Genomic DNA, 23,139 nt, shown 5'->3' on the forward strand with positions numbered 1-23,139 from the left:
ATTGATCGTAGGAAGCAACTGGATAACAGCAACCAGTCCGGAGACGTACATGGTTAACGCAGACGAGCCAGCCACATACGATGAAGTCGAAACCATGTTGATTGAAGCCGGTGGTATTGGACACTTTGTGTCAACTCAGTAAACCAGCAAGGGTGGATAACGCGAAGCTTGTCCACCCTTCGCAACGCGCACAGCCCATAGAAAGCGTTCCCACGCTCTGCGTGGAATGATCGATCAGCCCCGCAGGTAGACCACCTGGGTATGGGTGCACTCGTACAGACCATGTTTGCCATCAGCGCCGCCGATGCCCGACTTGCGCACCCCGGCATGGAAGCCCTGCATCGCCTCGAAGTTTTCGCGGTTGATGTAGGTTTCGCCGAAGTCGATTTCGCGCATACGGTGCATCGCCTTGCTCAGGTCGCGGGTTTAGAGCGACTAGGTCAGACCGTACTCGCAGTCGTTGGCCAGGCCGATAGCCTCGTAGAGGTCGTCGACGATCTGAATCGGCAGCACCGGCCCGAAAACTTCGATCAGCAAGTTAGGTGGGCAACGCGAAGCTTGCCCACCTTCTAGGGGATGCTGACACGTCAGCCCCCCAGCTCCCGCGGAGCTACGCGACTACGGCGTCCCCAAACCCGCCGCGCTCATGAACTGGCGCAACAGCCAGGCCACGATGCCCAGCGCTGTGACGCTGCAGGCCCAGATCAGCACCAGCCAACCCAGACGCTGCCACAGCGGTTTCTTCCCTTCGGTTTCGGTCATGACCGTCTCCTAAGAACCTGATTCAAAGCCTCGCGAGCTAGAGCCATGCAAGGCGCAACGTTGGTAACAGCCTCCGGCTGGTCAAAGCAGGCGAGAACCGGTCGGAGTCGCGTTCGACTGTACAAGTGGTACATGAGCAGGCCGAGCCTGCTTTTAACGCCGCAGGGCCGACGCGCAGCAGGCTTTGGACCGGTTCTCAGTGATAGCCGTCATCCACCGTCACCTTGCCTCTAAACACGTAATAGCTCCAGGCGGTGTACATGAGAATGAAGGGGATGATGAACAGCGCGCCCACCAGCATGAAGCCCTGGCTCTGCGGCGGCGCGGCGGCGTCCCAGATGCTGATCGACGGCGGGATGACGTTCGGCCACAGGCTGATGCCCAGGCCGCTGTAACCGAGGAAGATCAACGCCAGGGTGAGCAGGAACGGCGAGTAGTTGGCGTTGTTGGCCACGGCGCGCAGCAGCGCCCAGGTGCACAACAGCACCAACACCGGCACGGGCATGAACCAGAACAGGTTGGGCAGGCTGAACCAGCGCTCGGCGATATCCGGATGCGCCAGCGGCGTCCACAGGCTGACGATGCCGGTCACGGCCAGCACCACGAAGATCAGCGGCCGGCCGAGGTCATGCATCTGCTGCTGCAGACGGCCTTCGGTCTTCATGATCAGCCAGGTGCAGCCGAGCAATGCATAGGCAGCGATCAGCGCCAGGCCGCAGAACACCGAGAACGGCGTCAGCCAGTCGAAGGCGCCGCCGGCAAATCGGCGGTTCACCACTTCGAAGCCATCGATATACGCCCCCAGCGCTACACCCTGGAAGAAGGTGGCGGTCAGTGAACCGCCGATAAAGGCCTTGTCCCACAGGTGACGCTTGGCGGCCTTGGCCTTGAAGCGGAACTCGAAAGCCACGCCTCGGAAGATCAGCCCCAGCAGCATCAGGATCAGCGGCAGGTACAGCGCATCGAGCACCACCGAGTAGGCCAGCGGGAAGGCGCCGAACAGCGCCGCGCCGCCGAGTACCAGCCAGGTTTCGTTGCCGTCCCAGACCGGCGCCACGGTATTCATCATCACATCGCGCTCGCCGTCGTCACGGACGAAGGGAAAGAGGATGCCGATACCCAGATCGAAGCCATCCATCACCACATACATCATCACACCGAAGGCGATGATCACCGCCCAGATCAGCGGAAGGTCGATACCCATGTTCAGTTCCTCTGCGGCAAGGTGTCGGTTTCGCCATCGTCCAGGCCTTCTTCGGCAGCCGACAACGGCCGTGCCGGCGTACGCGGCTGACCAGGACCACCGGACGACACTTGCTTGCCCTCATCGAGCTTCGGCCCCTTGCGCACCAGACGCAGCATGTAGCCGATGCCCGCACCGAACAGGACGAAATAGACCACCACGAACAGCACCAGGGTGATGCCCAACTGCGTCGCGCTGTGCCCGGACGAAGCATCGGCGGTGCGCATCAGGCCATGGATGATCCACGGCTGGCGGCCGATCTCGGTGGTGTACCAGCCGGCGAGGATGGCGATGATCCCGCTCGGCCCCATCCACACCGCCAGGTGCAGGAACGGCCGGCAGGTATAGAGCCGGTCGCCGCGACGCAGCCAGGTGCCCCACAGGCCGACGAAGATCATCATCAGGCCCATGGCAACCATGATGCGGAAAGTCCAGAAGACGATGGTGGAGTTAGCGCGGTCTTCCGGCGGGAAGTCCTTCAGCGCCGGCACCTGCTTGTCCAGGCTGTGGGTCAGGATCAGGCTGCCGAGCGCGGGGATTTCCACCTTGAAGCGGGTTTCCTCGCGCTCCATATCCGGCCAGCCGAAGAGGATCAGCGGGGTCGGCTCGTCGCCGACGTTCTCCCAGTGCCCCTCAATGGCGGCGATCTTCGCCGGCTGATACTTGAGCGTGTTGAGGCCGTGCAGGTCACCGATGAAGGCCTGCACCGGCGCCACCAGCAGGGCCATCCACAGTGCCATCGAGAGCATCTTGCGGATCGCCGGGTTGTCACGCCCGCGCAGCAGGTGCCAGGCCGCCGAGGCGCCAACGAAGAAGGCGGTGGCGAGGAACGCCGCCGTAGCCATATGCGCCAGGCGATAGGGGAACGACGGGTTGAACACCACGGCGAACCAGTCCACCGGAATCACCCGCCCGTCGATGATCTCGAACCCCTGCGGCGTGTGCATCCAGCTATTGGAGGCGAGAATCCAGAAAGTCGAGATCAGCGTGCCGATGGCCACCATCACCGTGGAGAAGAAGTGCAGGCCCGGCCCGACGCGATTCCAGCCGAACAGCATGACGCCGAGGAAGCCCGCTTCGAGGAAGAACGCGGTGAGCACCTCGTACGTCAGTAGTGGCCCGGTGACCGCCCCGGCAAAATCGGAGAATGCGCTCCAGTTGGTGCCGAACTGGTAGGCCATGACCAGACCGGAGACCACGCCCATGCCGAAGTTGACCGCGAAGATCTTCGACCAGAAGTGGTAGAGATCGCGGTATAGCGTATTGCCGGTCTTCAGCCACAGACCTTCGAGCACCGCCAGATAACTGGCCAGGCCAATGGTGATGGCCGGGAAGACGATGTGGAAGGAAATGGTGAAGGCAAACTGGATTCGGGCGAGATCAAGCGCCTCTAGACCGAACATGTGGTGTCCTCATTCAGGGTTATCTTGGCCCCGGCACGCAAAGCCGAGCCACAGACTCCAGGTGTTGGAGTCACACGAGCTGAAATTGTTCTTATGACATACAGTGCAGCCGAACGTCTGCCAGATGAAGCCCGACGTGCAGTATTGATTTGAATCAATTTTGCAATGAAAGACTAGCGGCTAAAGGCGCAACAGGCGCTGTGGTGATTTGCCGCGCGACAGGCCACCACCGCACGGCTCCGACGAGCAATTGCTGAAGAGGCGTTGCAGCAGACGCCGCCTGCTCAGGCATGCCGGTCATTTGAGCCTCGGTGAGCGAGCGCATGGGCGACATGTCGTCGCTCGGATCAGGCATGGCGTCTGTTGTCATTCGTCAACGACGCCCATCCGAAGGACAGGCCAATCAGCTCCTGCTTGCAGCGCACAACGTTCGCGCCGAAGCTATGCGGCTCGAACGGAGCCACACCATGAACCTCGCTGAACTCACCGCCCGCATGCACGCCATTCGCGATCACAACGATTGGCGCCGTTACCAGAGCCCGAAGAACCTGGCCATGGCCGCCAGCGTGGAAATGGCCGAGCTGGTGGAGATCTTCCAGTGGCTGAGCGAAGAGCAGTCGCGCCAGCTGTCTGCCGACCAGCTCGCCCACGCTGGGCAGGAAGTAGCCGACGTGGTGCTCTATCTGCTGCAACTGTGCAATGAACTGGGCCTCGACATGAACCAGGCGGTGCTAGACAAGCTCGCCGACAACGAACGGCGCTTCCTCAAATGAGCGACCGCCACTTCGACGAACTCGCCACCCGTTTCGCCGAAAAGATCTATGGCGGCGCCAAGGGTGCCATCCGCCTCGCCGCGCTGCAGGCCGACCTGGCCGAAGCGCTGCCGGACCGCCCACTGCGCGTGCTGGATGTCGGTGCAGGGCTTGGCCACATGAGCCTGTGGCTGGCCCAGCGTGGTCACCAGGTCACCCTGGCCGAGCCGGCCGAGCCCATGCTCGAAGGTGCGCGCCAGCGCTTCGCCGAAGCCGGCCAGAGTGCCACGTTCATCCAGGCGCCCTGGCAGGAACTGCTCGGCCAGTTGCAGGAGCCCTTCGATCTGGTGCTGTGCCACGCCGTGCTGGAGTGGCTGGCCGAGCCGGCGGCCATCCTGCCGGTGCTGCACCAGCTGACGGCCAAGAACGGTTGGTTGTCGCTGGCCTTCTACAACAAGGACGCGCTGATCTACCGCAACCTGCTCAAGGGGCATTTTCGCAAACTGCGCAAGGAACACTTCGCCGGCGAGAAACAGAGCCTGACGCCACAGCAACCGGTCGACCCGCGCGAGCTGGCCACGCAACTCGCCGCCGACTGGCAGGTCGAAAGCCGTAGCGGCGTACGCGTTTTCCACGATTACATGCCGCAGCAATTCCAGGCCAAGGCCAAGCTGATCGACCTGCTGGAAATGGAACTGGCGCACCGCCGCCACCCCAGCTTCGAGGGGCTCGGCCGCTACCTGCACTGGATCTGCCGACCACGCTGAAGTCGCGGCGTACGTGTTGGACGAAGCCGATAGTCCGGCGTAGCCTGAAAGCCATCGGGGATGTCGCGCGCGACCACGGAGACAACCATGCGCACCGCCATAGCCATACTCATCCTGCCGCTGCTGGCCGCCTGTCAGAGCCAGAATCCCTACCGCGCCGAATCGCTGCCCATGCCACCAGCCCCGCCGCAAGCGGCTACCACCTTCGACCGCAGCGCCTACCCGGCCGCACCGCGCGATTACGGCCGTTATCGCAGCTGGAGCTGGCTGGACGGCCGGGCGCCCAGCAGTGAACTGGCCGACAGCGTCAGCGCCGGTCTCGACCAGTACGGTCTGCGCCCGGCACTCAATGGTTCCGGCGACGTGCTGGTCAACGCCCGTATCAGCCAGGAAACCCGACTGCGCCAGTATCAGGACAATGTCGGCGGCTACTACGGCACCGGCAGCCACTGGGACCGCCGCTACGGCGCCTACGGTAGCGTCCCTATCGTGCGCACCTACGAACAGAAAGTGGCCGTGGTGCGCATCGAACTGATCGACCCACGCGACCGCCAGGTGGTCTGGTCCGGTAGCGGCGAAGCCGTGGCCGGCAAGGATCAGGCAGCACAGGCCGAGGCCATGCGCGTGGCCATCCGCGCGGCGCTGGACGGCTATCCTCCTTATTGATCGACTGCCCTGGAGAACGACATGCGTACCCTGCCCTACCTGCTCCTCGCCTTGCTGCTGGGTGGTTGCGCCAGCGTCAGCCTGGAGCGAGACTTCGACCCCAGTCGTGACTTCGCGGCCTACCGCACCTGGAGCTGGATGGACGACAAGCTCTCGTATCAACCCGATGATGCCCGCCTGAAAAGCGACATCACCGAAGCCCGCATCAGTCAGGCCGTGGCCGAACAACTCGACCAGCGCGGCCTGCGCCAGGCGACCGATGGCAAGGGCGACCTCAAGGTGCAGAGCGTGCTGATCGTCGACGAGCGCCAGGATCAGATCACCACCCAGTACGGCGGTGGCTGGGGCGGCTATTGGGGCGGTTACTGGGGAGGCCCGGCGTTTACCGAAACGCGCCGCGTGGACTACAAGGTCGCCACCCTGCAGATCGACCTGTATGACGCCAAGGACGGCAAGCTGGTGTGGCGCGGCAGCGGTGAACAGATCATGCGCAGCCAGCCGCCGACACCTGCCGAGCGCGAACGGGCGATCCGCGAAACCGTTACTCAGGTGCTCTCGCAATATCCACCGCGCTGAACAAGGACCGTCCGCTTTGAATGCGAACCTGCAACACCGCCCGGCCACGGCCAGCGACCTCGGTGACGTGGTCGCTTTCCCACAGAACCCCGATGAACTGTTCTTCTGTTACCCGAAAGCCATCTGGCCGCTGAACGTCGGCCAGCTCGCCGCCGCCATCGCCGAGCGGCGCGAAAGCACCGTGGTGGAACTTGATGGGAAAGTCGCCGGCTTCGCCAATTTCTACCAGTGGCAGCACGGCGAATTCTGCGCCCTGGGCAACCTGATGGTGGCGCCCTGGGCTCGCAGTCAGGGCGTCGCTCAGTACCTGGTGGAGGTGATGGAGAAGATCGCCCGCGAGCGCTACAAGGCGCCACTGATGAAGGTCTCCTGCTTCAACGCCAATGCAGGCGGGCTGCTGCTCTATGCCCGCCTGGGCTACCAGACCGTCGGCATCGTCGAACGCCGCGCCCCGGATGGCAGCCGCGTGGCGCTGGTGCAACTGGAAAAAGCCCTGCCGTAACGCCCTCGCCCGTCACCCGATTGTCCTCTCTGGAGTTACCCATGAACCACATCAGCGGCTGGTTGCTGGCCCTGCCCTTTCTCGCCGGCGCCGTGCTGCCTCTGCAGGCTGGCATCAACGGCCAGCTCGCCCGCCAGCTGTCCAGCGTTTTCGCCGCCGCATTGATCTCCTTCGCCGTCGGCAGCCTGGCGCTGCTGCTGATGACACTGAGCCAGCGCGAGATGCCTGGTCTCGGTGCGCTCAAGGGACTCACCTGGTGGCACTGGAGCGGTGGCCTGCTCGGTGCCTTCTTCATCGCCACAGCGGCCTTCGCCGGGCCGCGGGTCGGCGCACTGCTGTTCATGGTGCTGGTGATTGCCGGGCAGTTGGCCATGGCCATCACGCTCGATCATTTCGGCTGGGCCGGTTTTCGCGAAGCGCCGATCACCTTTGGCAAGGTGGCGGGCCTGCTGCTGATCGTCGCCGGCATCTGGATGATTCGCCGCGGCTGACAGGTGGCGGCAAATACTGGCAAATGGACATCCTCGCGCTCACGAAAAGGCGCTATGCTCAGGCAAGCAGCTTCTGTGATCACAAAAAAGCCTCCTGGAGAAGGCTCTGACGTCGCCTGCGACGGCCCGGAGGTGGCCGCCAGCGGTGGCAGGCCGAACACGATGACCGACGCCGAAGTACCGCGCCAGCCCAATACCTTCGTCCTGTGGCGTGAGGTGGATGACACCCGCATCCGCACGCGTCTGGGGGCTTCTTCTATGTCCTCGCCTGGCTGCTGACCTGGGTATTCAGCGCGGCACCGGGCAGCCTGATGGTCAGCGGCGTGCTGGGCAGCGCAGTGTTCGCCGTACTCCTGGCAGCGCGCCTGCTGCACCGTCCCGATGGCCTCGACAGCCCTGAACAGTTGCAGCGCTGGCTGGATCGTCACTGGGGCCTGATCCTCCTGACCTCGTTGTGCTGGGGCCAGGCCCACGCCCTGGCGCTCTACAGCAACGACTACAACGACTCGGAAATGATCGCCACCCTGGCCACGGTGGCCTTCAGCACGGCAATGACCTTCAACTTCGCCATGCGCCGTGGCCGCGCCCTGTTGGCCCTGGCCCTGCTCTACCTGCCGGGCCTGGCGGTGATGGCCCTGAACTGGCAGCAACAGCATGCGATGCTGATCACCCTGACCGTCTACCTCAGCTATCTGGTGCTGGTGCTCGGCCGCAATCATCGTGAATACCGCGCCACCCTCGATCTGGAATTGAAGCTGCTGGAGCAGCAGAGCCAGCTCGATCTGCTCAGCCGCACCGACAGCCTGACCCAGCTGGGCAACCGCTATCAGTTCAACAACCTGTTCCCCAGCCTGGTGGCCAATGCGGTGCGCCAGGGCGAGCCGCTGTCGCTGGTACTGATGGATATCGACTTCTTCAAGAAGGTCAACGACTAACACGGCCACGCCGGTGGCGATGCCTGCCTGAGCGCCTTCGCCGAACGCATGCGCAAGGTGTTTCGCCGTGATGGCGACTCACTGCTGCGCCTGGGTGGCGAGGCGTTCGGCGTACTGCTGCCGGGCACCACCCTGGCCCAGGCGTGTGATCTGGCCGAGCACTTTCGCCAGGAACTGGCAACGGAAGGCCTGCTGCTGGCCGGCCAGCGCCTGGAACTGACCACCAGCCTGGGCGTCGGCTGTTTCAGCAGCAGTCATGACGGCGACGCCGATGCCTTCTTCAAGCGCGTCGACGGTGCGCTCTACCGAGCCAAACGCGAGAGCCAACTGCCACTGAATACTGCGTTGCCAGAGGCGCATGGAGGCTTCTCCCGGTTGTTATGTTGAGCCCAACGAGAAACTGGATACAAAAATGTACACAAATTGCAAATCGGTTACCGTCAGATTTCATATCGGCGGCTCACGACCAGGCTTCATTCACTACAGGCGGCATTATTTTCAGGGCTCAGGCCAGAGCGGTCGGCGCCCGCACACCGCCAGCGCGTCGCGTCACGGCCCGATGCTGAATTCCAGACGAGCGGTCTGGCCACCCTCGTCGAGTACGCTCAGTTGATGCCTGCCGCTGTCGAAGGCATGGTTGAAGGGCGCACCCAGCGCAGTGTCACCCAGCGGTCGGCCATCGAGGAACCACCAGCGCCGGCCACTTCCCCCCAGCGCCGAAAGGCTGAGCCGCAGTGGCTCATGATTGCCTTGCGGGCGACGCAGACGATCACCATCGCGCACGCCGACGATGGACAGCGGCGCCACCTGGCTGCTGCGCGGTGGCGGGCAACTCGGATCGACGCTCGGTAAACGTGCCGTGCGCTGCTCACGGCGTGGCAGCCAGGGTTCCAATGGCGCCGGCCACAAGGCCAGTTCACGCGCCTCGGCCCCGGCACAACCTGGGCCAACGCGACGCCCATCGGCATTGAGCCAATAACGCTCGCGCAGACCACTACCCAATGGCTGATCGGCTGCCAGCAACGTGGGGGGCGTGGTGCCTTCCAGCGTCCAGGCGAAGCGCAGGCGCCGACAGTTGGGATCGTCCTTGCTCATCGGCTGCCCCAACGGCCAGCAGATGGCGGCCACGCCGACCTCGGCCGGCTGCCGGTCGGCCGGCGCAGCGATGCCGCGCTGGCTGTCGCGATTGACCAGCAGATCATGCACTTGCAGCAACAGCGGCGCGGCCGAGGCCAGACCGAACTGGCCCGGCACCGGGGTGCCGTCCGGGCGGCCGATCCAGATACCGATCAGATGACGCGGGCCAACGCCGATAGCCCAGGCATCGCGAAAGCCGTAGCTGGTGCCGGTCTTCCAGGCCAGGGTCGGGCGCTGCGCCAGGTAGGCGCGCGGGTCACGATCAGGACGTGCCTGACCGCTGAGAATACGGCGGATGATCCAGGCCGAACCGGGCGACAGCAGACGCCGCTCGCGCAATTCATCGCCTGGTTGCAGACGCGGCTTGGCCGCCATACCACCGCGCGCGAAGGCGCTGTAACCGGCCACCAGCGATTCCAGCCGCGAACCGCCGCCACCGAGGATCAGCGCCAGGTTCGGCTCGGCCAGTGCCGGCAGACGGATCGGCAATCCCGCGCTGCGCAGCTCGCCGGCAAAGCGTTTCGGCCCGTAGGCTTCGAGCAACTGCACGGCGGGCAGGTTGAGCGAGGTGGCCAGCGCTTCGCTGGCCGACACCGGGCCGATGAAGCCGGCGGCGAAGTTGCCGGGGCGGTAGTCGCCGTAATGCCGCGGCACGTCCTGCAGCAGCGATTCGGAATGGATCAAGCCAGCATCCAGGGCCATGCCGTAGAGGAAGGGCTTGAGCGTCGAACCGGGCGAGCGCAGGGCGCGGACCATGTCGACATGGCCGAAGCGCGAGGTGTCAGCGATATCCACCGAACCGAGGTAGGCGCGCACGGCCATGCTTTCGTGCTCCACCACCAGGATCGCTGCCGAGGTGCGCTCCGGCAGGCGCGCGCGCCAGCCCAGCAGCAGATCCTCCAGGCGCAGCTGCAAAACGGCATCCAGCGTGGTGCGAATCAGCGGCGGACTGCCGGCGCGGTTCAACCGCCGCGCCAGCAAGGGCGCCAGGCTCGGCTCACGGCGCGGCGCGAGAAACACCGGCTCTTCCAGCGCTTCATCCACCTGCGCCTGCGGCCATACCTTAAATTCGCCCAGGCGCCGCAGCACCTTGTCACGTGCGGCCTGGGCGCGCTCGGGATGACGGTCCGGGCGCAAGCGGCTGGGCGCCTGCGGCAGTACCGCAAGCAACGCGGCATCGGCACGGGTCAGTTGGCTTGGAGGTTTGCCCAGGTAACTCCAGCTCGCCGCCGCGACACCCTCCAGGGGGCCGCCGAAGGGCGCGCGATTCAGATACAGGGTGAGGATTTCATCCTTGGACAGGTGCCACTCCAGCTGCGCGGTGCGCCACAGCTGCTTGAGCTTGCCCGGCAGATTGCGCCCGTGCGGATCGAGCAGCCGCGCCACCTGCATCGACAGCGTACTGCCGCCGGACACCACGCGCCCGCCAGTGAGGTTCTGCCAGGCCGCACGGCCCAGCGCCAGCGGGTTGATGCCGGGGTGCTGGCGGAACCAGCGGTCCTCGTAGGTCAGCAGGGCTTCGAGGTAATAGGGTGAAACTGCGTCCGGCGTCACCGGATAACGCCATACACCATCGTGGTCGGCAAAACGCCACAGCGGCGTACCGTCCTCGGCCAGCACCACGCGCGCCAGATCGTCCTCGGGCAGGGGCAGCGGGAACAGGCGGTCGGCTAGCCAGAGCAAGGCCAGGGGGAGCAGGAGGATCAGCAGCCAACGGCAAGTTAGGCGGGGCATGCAAAACCCTCTCCCCCAACCCCTCTCCCATAAATGGGAGAGGGGAGCGGATCAACGTTATGCCAAGACTCGCGGCGACGCTCATAGGCCATCTTGCTCGCCGATTTCAAGACGAATCTGTTCAAGTACAGCCTCCGTTTTAGCCAGTACCTGATGATTCCAGAAACGCAGCACACGATAGCCTCGAGTCTCCAGATAACGCTCACGTTGTTGATCGTATTCCGTCTGCAGCTGATGCTGCCCACCGTCCAGCTCGATGACGAGCCAACGTTCAGTGCAGATGAAATCGACGATATAGGGGCCAATGGGTTTCTGCCGTTTGAACTTCAGGCCTAGGAAGCGGTGAGCGCGCAGGTAATACCAGAGCCGTTGCTCGGCATCGGTCATCTCATGACGAAGGCGCTTGGCGTTGTCGAGTAGTGTCATGGTTCCTCCTTGAACCTTTTTTGCCCTCTCCCCCAGCCCCTCTCCCGCAAGCGGGAGAGGGGAGCGATATGAGGTAACCCTGATACCGAGTGCAGCCTGACTTGCAAGCCGTGTGACGCACATCTGACAGCTGACACGCTCGGCCCCCTCTCCCATTCATGGGAGAGGGTTGGGGAGAGGGTCGCTTTTAGCGCCCCCTCACCACCAGACTCTCCGGCGCACTACCCAGCGCCTGCCAGCTCGGCCGGTACATGGACTCCACCTGCGGTGGCGGTACCCGATAGCTGCCCGGCGTCACCGCACGGGCCAGGTAGAGCAGATGGCTGGCGCCGTACTCCTCCACGTCCACCGCTGCCACGTAGCGGTCGCCACGATATTCCTGGTGCTTGATCCGCGCGTTCTGCATCGACTGACGCCATTCCTTGACGTTGCTGCCGGCGTCATCGAGGCTCGCCGCGCTCTGCGCCAGGTTCTGGTTCTCCAGCTCCAGGCCAGCCGGCAACAGGTCGACGACCAGCGCATCCGGTACGCGCTGCTTGGCCCGCACAGCCAGGTGCACCAGCACCAGCTCGCCGCTGTCCAGGCGCTGCAGATCGAGCGGACGGCCGTCCATGCCAAGGTATTCGCGCTCGATGCTGAGGTTCTCGCCACCGGCGCGTGGCGCCTGGCTCGGATAACCGGACAGGGTCAGCTGCTGATACAAGGTGGTGCTGCCGGCATTACTCACGCTCAGCGGTTCGGCCAGTTCGCCACGCTCCAGCTTGATACCGGGCTGCTGGTTGCTCAGCTCGAACTGGAAGGTGCCGCTGGTAAGCGCAGCGCTCCAGGTCTGCTCCGGCTTGCCGAGAATGCCGCGACCGGCGAGGAACAGCGAATTGCGCTCCTGGGTCGACAGCCAGCGCTGGCCAGCCAGCTCATCGGCCAGGTTGAACAGGCGCTGCTCACGCTGGCCGGCCGCCAGGTCGTGCTCCCCCAGCAGGGCGAGGATCAGCGCCTGGTCGCGCAGCGGGCTGCCGTAATCGGCCATCCAACGCTCGCCATCGCGCTGCTGGACCAGCCCCTGATTCAACGCCTGCTCGGCACGCGGCGCATCGCCCATCAGCTTCAGCGCCGCTGCCAGTTGCACCAGCGGCAGGCCGGAACGCGCATCGCTGCGGCGGTCGAACAGGCTGCGCAGCGCACCCAGCGGCGCCTGTTGGCTGCGCGCCAGCACGTAGCCGGCGTAGGCCTGCACGGCGAAGCGGGTGTGGGCGAAGTCCTGGCTGTAGCTGGCCTCGATCAGGCTGCTCTGCTGCAGGTAGCGCAGCAGGCGATCACTGGCCTTCTTCAGTGCTTCCGGCGGTACGCCGAAGCCCTGCTCGCGAGCACGCAGAAGGAAATCGGTGACGTAGGCGGTGAGCCAGTATTCCTCTTCGCTCTCGGCACTCCACATGCCGAAGCCGCCGCTATGCCGCTGCATACCAAGCAGACGCTCGATGCCCAGCTCGATGCTTTTGCGTCGCTGCTCGTCAGGTTCACCCTCAAGGCCAAGGCGCTTGAGACTCGCGGCATCGGCGTAGAGCGACGGATAGAGGCCACTGGTGGTCTGCTCCAGGCAGCCGTAGGGGTAGGCCTTGAGCGCACGAATCTGCTCGCCGAGGTTAAGCGGCGGGCGGCTCGACAGCGCCAACACGGCCTCCAGCCCGGCCGGTTCGAACTGATTGAGGGTGCCCGCCGGCATGCTCCACGGCTCGCCCTCCCCCAGTACCGCGCGGAAGTGTTGCAACTGCGCCGGGTAGGCCGGTCGGATGCCCAGTGTCCACTCGCGGCTGAAGTCGCCCAGGGTCTCGTTCGGCAGCGCCAGGCCCTGCACCTCGACATGGATGCGGCCCTGGCCCAGGCCACCCTCGGCGCGCACCGGAATGCGCAGGGTGGTGCGCTCGCCATCCTTCAGGCTGATCGGTGATTCACCCTTGCCGAGCAGGCGCAGCTGGCCTTCTACGTCCAGCTGCACATCGAGCTTCTGCTCGCTGCCGGACAGGTTGGTCAGGTCCAGCGCCAGGATGGTTTCATCACCACCGGCGAGGAAGCGCGGCATCGACAGTTCGGCAATCAGCGGTGCAGCGACCACCGTCTTGGCTTCGGCCATGCCGAAGCGCTCGTCGGTCCATGCCTGCGCCATCAGGCGCAGCTCACCGTTGAAGTCGGGGATATCCAGGCTGACTTCGCCCTCGCCCTTGTCGTTCAGCTTCAGCGCATCGCTCTGCAGCGCGACGATCAACACACTGGTATCCGGACGTTTGCCACCGGCGGCGAGGCCGGCGTCACCGCCGAAGGCCAGGCTGGCGACACGCCCCTGCGCTTCGATCAGCTGACCGTAAATATCCAGCTGGTCAGCGCCATAGGCCTTGCGCCCGAAGAAAGTGGCGAAGGGATCCGGCGTGGCGTAGCTGGTGATGTTGAGGATGCCCAGGTCGACCGCAGCGACCAGCACATGCACGGTATCGGGAATGCTGCCGTCGGCGTTACGTGCACTGACCTTGACCTTCAGCGGCTGCTTGGGACGCATCTTTTCCGGCGCTTCCAGACTCACCGCCAGCTTGCGCGGGGCACGTTCCAGCGGCAGGTGCAGCAGGCCGACCGCGCGTTTCGGCGTGACTTGCGCCTTGCGCTCGCCAGGGCGAATCACCAGAGCACTGAGGTAGAGGTCGTGACGCGCCCATTTTTCGTCGATGGGCAGTTCGAAGGTCTGACCTTCGGCCGGCACGCTGATCTCCTGCCACCACAGCGGACCGTCGCTGGACTCGACCAGCAGGTAGCCGTTGCCGGCAGCCGGCGGGGTGACGGTGATCTTGGCCACGTCGCCCGCGGCGTAGGCAGGCTTGTCCAGCGCCAGCTTGACTTGGTCGGGACGCACCGCACCACCGTCGACATTGTCCTGCCAGCGGTAGCCGGCCCAGAAGCGCAGGCTGCTGACCAGGCCGGTCTGGTTGTCCACCACCTCGACCCGGTACGGGCCCCACTCCACCGGGAAGCTGACCTTGGCGGTGTCGCCCGCGGCGACCTTGAGCGGCTCGTCGCTGAGGGTAAGGAATTTCTCGTTGTAGTTGTGACGCCAGCCTTCGCCGTCGGAGAAGCTCCAGAAGTAGTCGCGGCGCTCACGCACCAGACGCACGTTGAGGTTGTCGGCGGCCAGCTTGTTGCCGGCGGCGTCGGCCACCAGAACCTCGAATTCGGCCAGGCTGTCAGCATCGACCTCCTCGCCGTCGAACAGCCCGCGCACACCCGGCAGACGCTCGGCGGGCCATACCGGCTGGATGATACGCCGGGTAATCGGACGGCCACCGGACTCCTGCAGGCTGGCCTGGAGGATCAAACGCAGCGGCGACTTGGCGTCGCTCCAGCGGTTTTCCGGGCGCAGCATGGCGCGGCCCTGGTCGTCGAGATTGACCTCGTCGAGCTCCTGGTCCAGGCTCAGATCGGCCTCGGTGATATCGCCGAACTGATAGCCCGGCAGGCTCGTCACCGCTTCACGCAGCGGACGCACATAGAGCTGCCCGGTCAGACGATTGCCAGCGGCCGGCGCACCATAGAGGTAGCGTCCGGTCACCGCGAACTCGGCGCTGTCGCCCGGCGCGTAGGGCTGGTCCTGGCCCTTGAGCTCCAGGGCCATACGCTCGGGCAGGAAGTCCTCGACGAGGAATTCGTAGAGCTGCGGGTTGCCGTCACCCAGGTCGAGCAACAGCTGCCAGCGGCCGGTCGGGGCCTCTTCGGCGAGCGGCAGCTGATACTGATAAAGGCCGTCATCGCCGGCATTCCAGACGAACTTGCGGCTGATCTGCTCGTCCGGACGGCGCACCTCGACACTGACCGGCTGGGCCTTGACCGGGCGACCATCGGCATCACGCAGCAGGCCATTGAGTAGCACGGTCTCGCCGGGGCGATACAAGTCGCGCGGGCCGAACACGAAAAACTGCAGGCCGTGCGCTTTCGGGCCAGTGATATCGAACTCGGCCAGGTCCAGCGCCGGCGTGTTCAGGCGCAGTAGGCTGGTCTGCTCGTCCTGCTTGGCCAGTAGCACCTGGGCCTTGACTGGCAGCGGAAGTTGCGCATGGCCGGCCGAATCGGTCTTGCCCTCAGCCAGCAGCGCGCCGTCGCCATCGAGCAGTTCGAGCTGCACGCCGGACTGCGCCTTGCCACCTTCCAGCGCCTGGGTGAACACGTCGAGACGGTCGCGATAGCGATGCGCGGACAGGCCGATATCACTCAGGGAAAACAGCGTCGCTGGCTGCGAGTAGCTATAGCTGCCAGCCTCACGCATCACCGCCAGGTACACGCCCGGCTGCTTGAACGGGTCCAGGCCGGCGATGGGCAGCAGCAGGGTTTCACGGGTATTGCGCGCAGGGTTGAGGTCGAAGCGCCCGCCGTAGACCAGATCGGCCATCGGCAGCAGTTCGCGGGCTTCCCAGGTATCCAGGTTGCTGGCCCGGCCCCAGCGCGACAGGAAGCGCGGCAGCGCCTCGGGCTTGATGCGGAAGAACTCGACATTGACCTTGTCGACGTTCAGCGCGATCACCGGCAGGCCTTCGGCCAGACGGGTCGGCAGCAGCGAACCGCGGCTGGCGAAACCGACGCTGGCCTGCAGGTCGCGGGTTTCGAAACGGCTGACATGCTCTTTGGCGAGCTTGCCGCCATTGACCGACGTCAGGCCGGCATCGATGGTCAGCACCAGTTTGCGCTGCGGCTCCAGGTGGCGCAGGCGCAACTCGCTGAGGTTGTCGGTCAGCTCCCAGGCGCCGTCGACCTTGCCAGCGGTGCTGTCGACCAGGTGCAGACGCTCGGCGAAGGGCTGGTCGGGGTCCAGCGGGATGGAGAAGGTCACCGACAGCGCACTGGCGCCATCGAGCTGCACCTCGGAAACGTCGACTACCTCCAGCTCGCGACCAGCGTAGCGCTTGGCCAGAGCCTCGCGGTCGACCGCTGGCTTGGGCGCCTGCGGCTGTTGCGCAGCAGGCGCGCCAGGGGTCACCGTGGCAGGGGGCTGGGAAGAATCACAGGCGCTGAGCAGGCTCAGCAGCATGGCCAGAAGCAGTCCTTTGTTCGGCATTGCGGGCTCCGGAGAGTAGGGGCGCGAAGGCCATCACTATAGCCGAGCGGCCAATGCGCCGACGAGGCAAGGCGACGAAATCCGCCAAGCTGCGCACACTCCGCAGGGCGCCTATAATCGGCGTTTTTCTGGAGCCGTCCATGTCCGCTCTGCTCGATGCCTGGCGCCACACCCCGACCCAGCGCAAGGTCTGGGCGCTGGCGGCACCGATGATTCTCTCCAACCTCTCGGTGCCCATGGTGGCCTTGGTCGACACCGCCGTGGTCGGCCATCTGCCACATGCCCACCAGCTCGCTGCGGTGGCAGTCGGCAGCAGCCTGTATACCCTGCTGACCTGGGCCATGGGCTTTCTGCGCATGGGCAGCACCGGTTTCGCCGCCCAGGCTGCAGGGCGCGAGGATGGCGGCGCGTTGCGCCAGGTGCTGGTGCAGGGGCTCGGTCTGGGCGTGTTCATGGCCCTGCTCCTGGGTCTGCTGGCCCTGCCATTCAGCAGTGCCGCACTGAGCCTGATGCAACCCTCCGCCGAGCTGGATCAGTTGGCGCGCCAGTATTTCCAGATTCGCCTGTTCGGCCTGCCCGCCAGCCTGGCGACCTATGCGCTGATCGGCTGGCTGCTGGGCACGCAAAGCGCCCGTGGCCCGCTGGCCATTCTGCTCACCGCCAACCTGATCAACGTATCGCTGGATCTGCTGTTCGTGCTCGGCCTGGAATGGGGCGTGGCCGGCGCGGCCTGGGCTTCGGTGATCGCCGAATGGAGCGGCGCCCTGCTCGGCCTGTGGCTGGCCCGTGGCGCGCTGGCACGCTATCCCGGCCAACTCGACCGCCGCGCGCTGCAACACTGGCGCAACTGGCGCCCATTGCTGGCGGTCAACCGCGACATCTTCATCCGTACCCTGGCGCTGCAACTGGTGTTCTTCCTGATCACGGTGAAAGGTACGCGCCTGGGCGATGCCACGGTGGCGGCCAATGCCCTGCTGCTCAATGGTCTGACCCTGACCGCCTACGCCCTCGACGGCCTGGCGCATGCCGTCGAAGCACTCTGCGGTCATGCCCTGGGCGCGCGTGATCGCGCTGCGCTGCGCCGCTCGCTGCTGGTGGCCGGCACCTGGTCGCTGCTAGCCAGCGCCGCCTTCGCGCTGTTCTTCCTGTTTGGCGGGCACTGGTTCGTCGGCCTGCTGACCGATATCGCCGAAGTCCGCGAACTGGCGCTGACCTTCCTGCCCTACCTGGCCCTGCTGCCGCTGCTGGCTGTGTGGAGCTACCTGCTCGACGGCCTGTTCATCGGCGCCACCCGGGCCCGCGAGATGCGCGACGCCATGCTCATCGCCCTGGCTTTGGCACTGCCACTGGCCTGGTGGCTGCAAGGCCTGGGCAATCACGGGTTGTGGTTGGCATTTCTGGCCTTCATGGGGCTGCGCAGCCTGGTACTGGCTGGCTATGCTTGGCAGCTGTCGCGGCGCGACCTGTGGTTCGCCCGAGCCGGCCGCTAATCCGCCTTCAGCCCGTCTGCCGCAAGGAGCTCCCATGGCCGCCGCACTCGTCGCCTATCTGCATTTTCTGGCGATCTTCGCCCTGTTCGCCCTGCTTAGCGTCGAGCATGTACTGTTCAAGGCGCCGCTTGACCTTGCCCGCGCGCGCAGCCTGATGATCACCGACCTGGTCTACGGCATCTGTGCCGGCCTGGTGCTGGCCACCGGTGTCGCCCGCGTGCTGTGGTTCGGCAAGGGCGCCGCCTACTACATGGGCAACAGCCTGTTCCATGCGAAGTTAGGGCTGTTCATCCTGGTCGGCTTGCTGTCGATCGTGCCCACGGTGGTGTTCATCAAATGGCGCAAAACCCTGAAGACAGGCCAGGTGCCCGCGCCCAGCGCTCGGCAGGTACGTCTGGTGACCTGGAGCATTCGCATCGAGCTGCTGCTGTTGCTGGTGATCCCGCTGCTGGCGACGCTAATGGCGCGCGGTCATGGCGTCATTGGCTGAACCGAGAGACACAAAGCATCGCCGCGAAAGCGCCGCCCACAGAGCAGCACCGTAGCCCGTATGCAATCCGGGAACGATGTCTGACGTTGCACCATCCCCGGATTGCATCCGGAGTTGCCGCAGGCGGTTTACGACGCCAGGTAGGACGAACGGGTCAGGCCCAGACGCAGAGCGTCGAGGAACTGGGTACGCTCACGGGCGCTGATCTTGGCGCTGGCCACCTTGTCGCGGTAGTGGGTCATCAACTCCTCGGGCGACAGGTGCACATAGCGCAGCATGTCCTCGATGGTGTCGTGGGTCTCGATGCCGGCATGCACCACGCTGCCATCGCCCCCCTGGTAGATGTTCACCGAGTCGGTGTCGCCGAACAGGTTGTGCATGTCGCCAAGGATTTCCTGATAGGCGCCGACCAGGAAGATGCCCAGCACATAGTCCTCACCCTCGCGAATCTCGTGTACCGGCAGGCTGGTCTCGATCGACTGCTCGTCGACATACTGACGGATCTTGCCGTCGGAGTCGCAGGTCAGGTCCTGCAGCACGGCGCGGCGCAGCGGCTCTTCGTCCAGACGTGACAGCGGCAGGATCGGCAGAATCTGGCCGATGGCCCAGGTGTCCGGCAGGCTCTGGAATACCGAGAAGTTGCAGATGTACTTGTCGGCCAACTTGTCGTTGAGCTCGTCGAGCACCGCGCGGTGCGAGCGCTGGCGCGCCTTGAGCTGGTTGTGCAGGCGACGGCAGATGGCGAAGTAACACTGCTCGGCCAGCGCCTTCTGCGCCAGGCTGAGCTTGCCAGCCGAATACTGCGCGGCCACTTCCTCGATGTAGTGGGTGGCGCGCCAGTAGGTCTCGGCGACCATTTCCGGGTCGCTGTCTTCCAGTAGTTCGATCAGCACCTGCAACACTTCCGGCTGCTCGACGCTGGCATCGATCTCCGGCACCTTGTCGTTGTGGCGCTCGACATCGGTGACCTGCACCAGCAGCACGGCATGGTGCGCGGTCATCGCCCGGCCGCTCTCGGAGAAGATGTGCGGATGGGGGATTTCCTGGCGGTCGCAGAACTCCTTGAGCATGTCGACCACGGCATCGGCGTAGTCCTGCATGTCGTAGTTGATCGAGCTGGCATTGCGCGAATGGGTACCGTCGTAGTCCACACCGAGACCGCCGCCGACGTCGATGTGATCGACCGGCAGACCCATGGCGCGCAATTCGCCGTAATAGCGGATGGCCTCGCGGAAGCCCTTGCGGTAGTCGGCGATGTTGGCGATCTGCGAGCCCATGTGAAAGTGCAGCAGGCGGATGCCCTGATCCAGCCCGGCAGCGCGGAAGCGCTCGACCACCGAGAGAATCTGCGCGGCGGACAGACCGAACTTGGACTTCTCGCCACCGGTGTCGGCCCACTTGGAGGATGCCAGCGAGGACAGGCGCACGCGCAGGCCGATCTGCGGCGCGACCTTGAGGTCAGCGGCCTCCTCGATCACCAGGGCGACTTCCGACTCTTTCTCGATGACGATGAACACGTTGTGGCCGAGCTTCTGCCCCATCAGCGCCAGGCGGATGAACTCGCGGTCCTTGTAACCGTTGCAGACGATGGTGCCGCCCTTCGGCGCCAGCGCCAGCACGGCCAACAGCTCGGGCTTGGAGCCGGCCTCGAGGCCGATGGAGACGTTCTGCGTGGCGATGATGTTCTCGATCACCGCCTCCTGCTGGTTGACCTTGATCGGGTACAGCGCGGTGTAGCGGTTCTGGTATTCCAGGCGCTCGATGCTGGCGTCGAAGGCACCGGTCAGGCGGCGCACGCGGTCCTGCAGAATGTCCGGGAAGCGCACCAGTAGCGGCAGGGACAGGCCGCTCTGACGCAGTTCGTCGACCTGCTGATAGAGATCGATGGGTTGGCTGTCCGGCCCGTTGGGACGCACCTCGATACGCCCGGCGTCGTTGATCGAGAAATAGCCGGCGCCCCAGTGGCGAATGCCGTAGACACTGCGGCTATCGGCTACGGTCCATTGGCTGCCGTCGTCTTTGCGGGTGCGTCGTGCGGACATCGGGTTCTCCCATGAGAAAAGCCTGACCTTACTGGCGGCCAGTTTAAAAATTAAGGAAGCAAGATGACGTTTGCTCGGCGGTTGACCGTACGAGCGTCATCGAAGTTTAGAAAAGGGCGCTTCAGCCGCCGGACTTCTTCGCGGTAAAACCGCGTTTGCTCAGCTCGGCCAACAACAGATCGACGTGATCACCCTGAATCTCGATCACCCCGTCCTTGAGTGCGCCGCCGGTGCCGCAGCGTTTCTTCAAGGCGCTGGCCAGCTCCTTGAGCGGCTCTTCGGCCAGCGGCACGCCACTAACGGTGGTGACGGTCTTGCCGCCACGGCCCTTGGTTTCACGGCGCACACGGGCAATACCGTCGCCATCGGGAATGCGTGTCTGTTTGCAGATGCAGGCATCCACCGCCTGGTTGCAATCCGGGCAATGACGACCGCCATCAGTGGAATAGACGAGACCGCTCAGGGCGGCAAATGAAGAGGCTTTCTTGACCACCGGCTTGTCCTCGTAGGGGTCAGGATAGGCGAAGCCCTTCTGCCAGGGGCAGCGCAAGCGGACAGACGTCCGCCGAAAAGGCCGCGCAGTGTAACGGCAAAGGCCAGACTTGCTAAGACCAAATTTGCGTCATTGTGCGGCACTTTGGCGACGCCGTTCGCCATCGCGCACGGCGCGCTCGGATTCCGCGACGCCGTAGGGTGCGCCGTGCGCACCAAGGCCCCGCATCCGGGGTAAAGGCGGTGCGCACAGCGCACCCTACGCGCAGGAGCTAACACAGCCACCCTCTCCCGCCCTTCGGGCACCCTCTCCCGCAAGCGGGAGAGGGTCATCAGCCGGCCGCAAGCGGCCTGTTTATATAGCGCTCCAGCGCCGCCAGCGAATCGGGGCAATAGGGCAGACGACGGGTTTCTTCCAGCGCCTGCTCGACGCTGATAAAGCGCGCTTCCAGTACTTCTTCCGGCTGCAACACCAGCGGCGCATCGGATACCGCCGAATAGGTCATGCACCACAGGCGACTTTCCGGAGCGTCATAGAGAAAGTGCGCATGCTCGACCAGGTCGGCATCGACGATGCCCAGTTCCTCGGCCAACTCTCGCTCGGCCGAAAGGCGGTAGTCCTCGCCTTCGAGCACCATGCCGCCGGCCGCCACGTCCCAGTAACCGGGATATAGCGCCTTGCTCAGGGTGCGCCGATGCACACACAGCAGACCGGCCGTATTGAATAGAAGAATGTAGGTGCCGCGCCCGATCAGCCGGCGCTCGCGCATTTCGGCCCGGGAAACACCACCCAGTGGCCGATCATGCTCGTCGACCCAGGCCACCCGCTCGCGGTCAGAGGCAGCACGATGCGCCGCCTCCGCTGCCGAAATCGCGACCATCAACCCTGGCTCAGCAACTGACGCAGATCGATCAGACCCGCATTGGCGCGCGAGATGTAGTTGGCCATCACCAACGAGTGGTTGGCCAGAACACCGTAACCGCTGCCGTTGAGGATCATCGGGCTCCACAGGGTGGCCTGCGCGGCCTCCAGCTCACGAATGATCTGGCGCACGCTGACGGTGGCGTTCTTTTTCGCCAGCACGTCGGCGAAGTCCACCTCGATGGCGCGTAGCAGATGAGCCAGCGCCCAGGCCTGGCCGCGAGCCTCGTAGAACACGTTATCGATCTGCAGCCAGGGCGTCTCGTAAACGCCGCCTTCACCAATCACCCCGGACTCTTCGGCATCGCTGCCCACCTGCAGCTTCTCGTTCAGGCGCACCTGACCAACGCTGGCGGACAGCCGCTGGGACAGCGAGCCAAGACGTGTGCCGGCATCACCCAGCCAGTTATTGAGATTGTCGGCACGCGCATAGAACTGCGCGTTTCTCTGCGCCGGGTCGGCCAGACGAGCGAGGTAGCGGTCCAGCGACTTGATGCCCTCGCAATACTCGGACTCGGACGCCGGCAGCGCCCAGCTCTTGTTGTCGAAGTGAAAACGCGGCTCAGCCTTGGCCAGGTCGGGGTCCTCGGTGGACTGCGACTGCGAACGGGCGAAGTCCTTGCGCAGCGCACGCGAGAAATCGCGTACCTGCACCAGCACGCCGTATTCCCAGCTCGGCATGTTGTCCAGCCACAGACCGGGCGGCGCCAGGTCGTTGGAAATGTAACCACCAGGCTTGTCGAGCAGCGTGCTGGCGACCTGCTTGAGGGTTTCCACCGAGGTGTAACCGGTGACCATCTGCCGTTGCGCCTGCTGCGCCGAATTCTGCGCATGCTGCTGGACCTGGAAGGCAGACGGTTCCTGACTCCAGTACCAGCCGACCACCAGCGCGATCAGCAGATAGACACCGATCAGGCCGCCCAGAGCTCGGGCAATCAGGCTGCCGCCACTGCGACCGCCCCCTGAGGTCTTGGCGGCGCCGTCTGGCGAGTTCGTCGCACGATTCTTCCAATCCAGCATGGCAGTGTCCTTTTCAAGCGAATTCGAGTGTTCGACCACAACCCGACCAACGGGTTGCGACCTGCTACGCACTATAAGGCAAGCCCACAGCAAAACGCAGGGCAGAGGGGCAAACTTACCGCTGGTAAGAGAAAACTACATTTCTGTCGCTTATTCGACAGAAATACCGACGCCAATTGATCGACGGCAATGTCAGCGCCTCC

Annotated in this window: 18 protein-coding genes and 2 pseudogenes; 9 read left to right on the forward strand and 11 right to left on the reverse strand. The window is 64.6% G+C overall.

Annotated features, from left to right (window positions below):
• Positions 1-234: 234 nt before the first annotated feature.
• The 4 genes and pseudogenes from N5J71_RS04020 to N5J71_RS04035 all read right to left on the reverse strand — a co-directional run.
• Positions 235-528, reverse strand: a pseudogene (locus N5J71_RS04020) (aldehyde dehydrogenase family protein); the annotation flags it as partial.
• Positions 529-618: 90 nt separating this feature from the next.
• The gene (locus tag N5J71_RS04025; RefSeq protein WP_279916363.1) at positions 619-762 is read right to left on the reverse strand and encodes a DUF2474 domain-containing protein; all 144 of its coding nucleotides are present in this window, start codon (positions 760-762) and stop codon (positions 619-621) included.
• Between the two features lie 196 nt (positions 763-958).
• Positions 959-1,966, reverse strand: a complete 1,008-nt coding sequence (gene cydB / locus N5J71_RS04030) for a cytochrome d ubiquinol oxidase subunit II (protein WP_257598199.1) — start codon at positions 1,964-1,966, stop codon at positions 959-961.
• 2 nt (positions 1,967-1,968) lie between these two features.
• A complete protein-coding gene (locus N5J71_RS04035; protein ID WP_004425078.1) occupies positions 1,969-3,408 on the reverse strand; it encodes a cytochrome ubiquinol oxidase subunit I in 1,440 nt (479 codons plus the stop codon).
• Positions 3,409-3,875: 467 nt separating this feature from the next.
• On the opposite strand from N5J71_RS04035, the gene N5J71_RS04040 reads away from it, so the two are divergent.
• From N5J71_RS04040 to N5J71_RS04070, 7 genes and pseudogenes are all read left to right on the forward strand, one after another.
• A complete protein-coding gene (locus tag N5J71_RS04040; RefSeq protein WP_074856117.1) occupies positions 3,876-4,181 on the forward strand; it encodes a nucleotide pyrophosphohydrolase in 306 nt (101 codons plus the stop codon).
• Entirely contained in the window at positions 4,178-4,927 is a 750-nt protein-coding gene (locus tag N5J71_RS04045) for a methyltransferase domain-containing protein (protein WP_074856119.1), read from the forward strand. The genes N5J71_RS04040 and N5J71_RS04045 overlap by 4 nt, the downstream gene beginning before the upstream one ends.
• An 87-nt stretch (positions 4,928-5,014) precedes the next feature.
• Positions 5,015-5,593 carry a DUF4136 domain-containing protein gene (locus N5J71_RS04050; RefSeq protein WP_279916364.1) on the forward strand — a complete coding sequence of 193 codons (579 nt, stop codon included), beginning with the start codon at positions 5,015-5,017 and terminating at the stop codon, positions 5,591-5,593.
• 21 nt (positions 5,594-5,614) lie between these two features.
• On the forward strand, positions 5,615-6,169 hold the full coding sequence (locus tag N5J71_RS04055; protein ID WP_115299112.1) for a DUF4136 domain-containing protein: 555 nt from the start codon (positions 5,615-5,617) through the stop codon (positions 6,167-6,169).
• A gap of 16 nt (positions 6,170-6,185) precedes the next feature.
• Entirely contained in the window at positions 6,186-6,671 is a 486-nt protein-coding gene (locus N5J71_RS04060) for a GNAT family N-acetyltransferase (protein WP_279916365.1), read from the forward strand.
• Positions 6,672-6,712: 41 nt separating this feature from the next.
• A complete protein-coding gene (locus N5J71_RS04065; protein ID WP_074676084.1) occupies positions 6,713-7,162 on the forward strand; it encodes a DMT family transporter in 450 nt (149 codons plus the stop codon).
• Between the two features lie 569 nt (positions 7,163-7,731).
• Positions 7,732-8,484, forward strand: a pseudogene (locus N5J71_RS04070) (GGDEF domain-containing protein).
• Between the two features lie 162 nt (positions 8,485-8,646).
• Here N5J71_RS04070 and pbpC read toward each other — a convergent pair.
• From pbpC to N5J71_RS04085, 3 genes are all read right to left on the reverse strand, one after another.
• Positions 8,647-10,968: a peptidoglycan glycosyltransferase PbpC gene (pbpC, locus tag N5J71_RS04075; RefSeq protein ID WP_279916366.1), complete on the reverse strand. Its 2,322-nt coding sequence runs from the start codon at positions 10,966-10,968 to the stop codon at positions 8,647-8,649.
• Between the two features lie 81 nt (positions 10,969-11,049).
• On the reverse strand, positions 11,050-11,394 hold the full coding sequence (locus N5J71_RS04080) for an endonuclease domain-containing protein (protein WP_108234542.1): 345 nt from the start codon (positions 11,392-11,394) through the stop codon (positions 11,050-11,052).
• A 187-nt stretch (positions 11,395-11,581) separates the two neighbouring features.
• Complete coding sequence (locus tag N5J71_RS04085; RefSeq protein WP_279916367.1) at positions 11,582-16,480, reverse strand: alpha-2-macroglobulin family protein; 4,899 nt, start codon at positions 16,478-16,480, stop codon at positions 11,582-11,584.
• A gap of 140 nt (positions 16,481-16,620) precedes the next feature.
• On the opposite strand from N5J71_RS04085, the gene N5J71_RS04090 reads away from it, so the two are divergent.
• Complete coding sequence (locus tag N5J71_RS04090) at positions 16,621-17,970, forward strand: MATE family efflux transporter (RefSeq protein ID WP_257598206.1); 1,350 nt, start codon at positions 16,621-16,623, stop codon at positions 17,968-17,970.
• Positions 17,971-18,004: 34 nt separating this feature from the next.
• Complete coding sequence (locus N5J71_RS04095; protein WP_004425098.1) at positions 18,005-18,460, forward strand: DUF2214 family protein; 456 nt, start codon at positions 18,005-18,007, stop codon at positions 18,458-18,460.
• Between the two features lie 128 nt (positions 18,461-18,588).
• On the opposite strand, the gene speA is transcribed toward N5J71_RS04095, so the two are convergent.
• The 4 genes from speA to N5J71_RS04115 form a co-directional block, all read right to left on the reverse strand.
• A complete protein-coding gene (gene speA, locus N5J71_RS04100; RefSeq protein WP_004425099.1) occupies positions 18,589-20,502 on the reverse strand; it encodes an arginine decarboxylase in 1,914 nt (637 codons plus the stop codon).
• A 121-nt stretch (positions 20,503-20,623) separates the two neighbouring features.
• Positions 20,624-20,995, reverse strand: a complete 372-nt coding sequence (locus N5J71_RS04105; protein WP_039965134.1) for a translation initiation factor Sui1 — start codon at positions 20,993-20,995, stop codon at positions 20,624-20,626.
• A 331-nt stretch (positions 20,996-21,326) separates the two neighbouring features.
• Complete coding sequence (locus N5J71_RS04110) at positions 21,327-21,875, reverse strand: NUDIX hydrolase (RefSeq protein WP_084340334.1); 549 nt, start codon at positions 21,873-21,875, stop codon at positions 21,327-21,329.
• A complete protein-coding gene (locus N5J71_RS04115) occupies positions 21,875-22,936 on the reverse strand; it encodes a DUF2333 family protein (RefSeq protein WP_279916368.1) in 1,062 nt (353 codons plus the stop codon). The genes N5J71_RS04110 and N5J71_RS04115 overlap by 1 nt, the downstream gene beginning before the upstream one ends.
• Between the last annotated feature and the right edge of the window lie 203 nt (positions 22,937-23,139).

Source organism: Ectopseudomonas oleovorans (assembly GCF_029845265.1).
In the GTDB taxonomy this organism is placed as follows: domain Bacteria; phylum Pseudomonadota; class Gammaproteobacteria; order Pseudomonadales; family Pseudomonadaceae; genus Aquipseudomonas; species Aquipseudomonas oleovorans.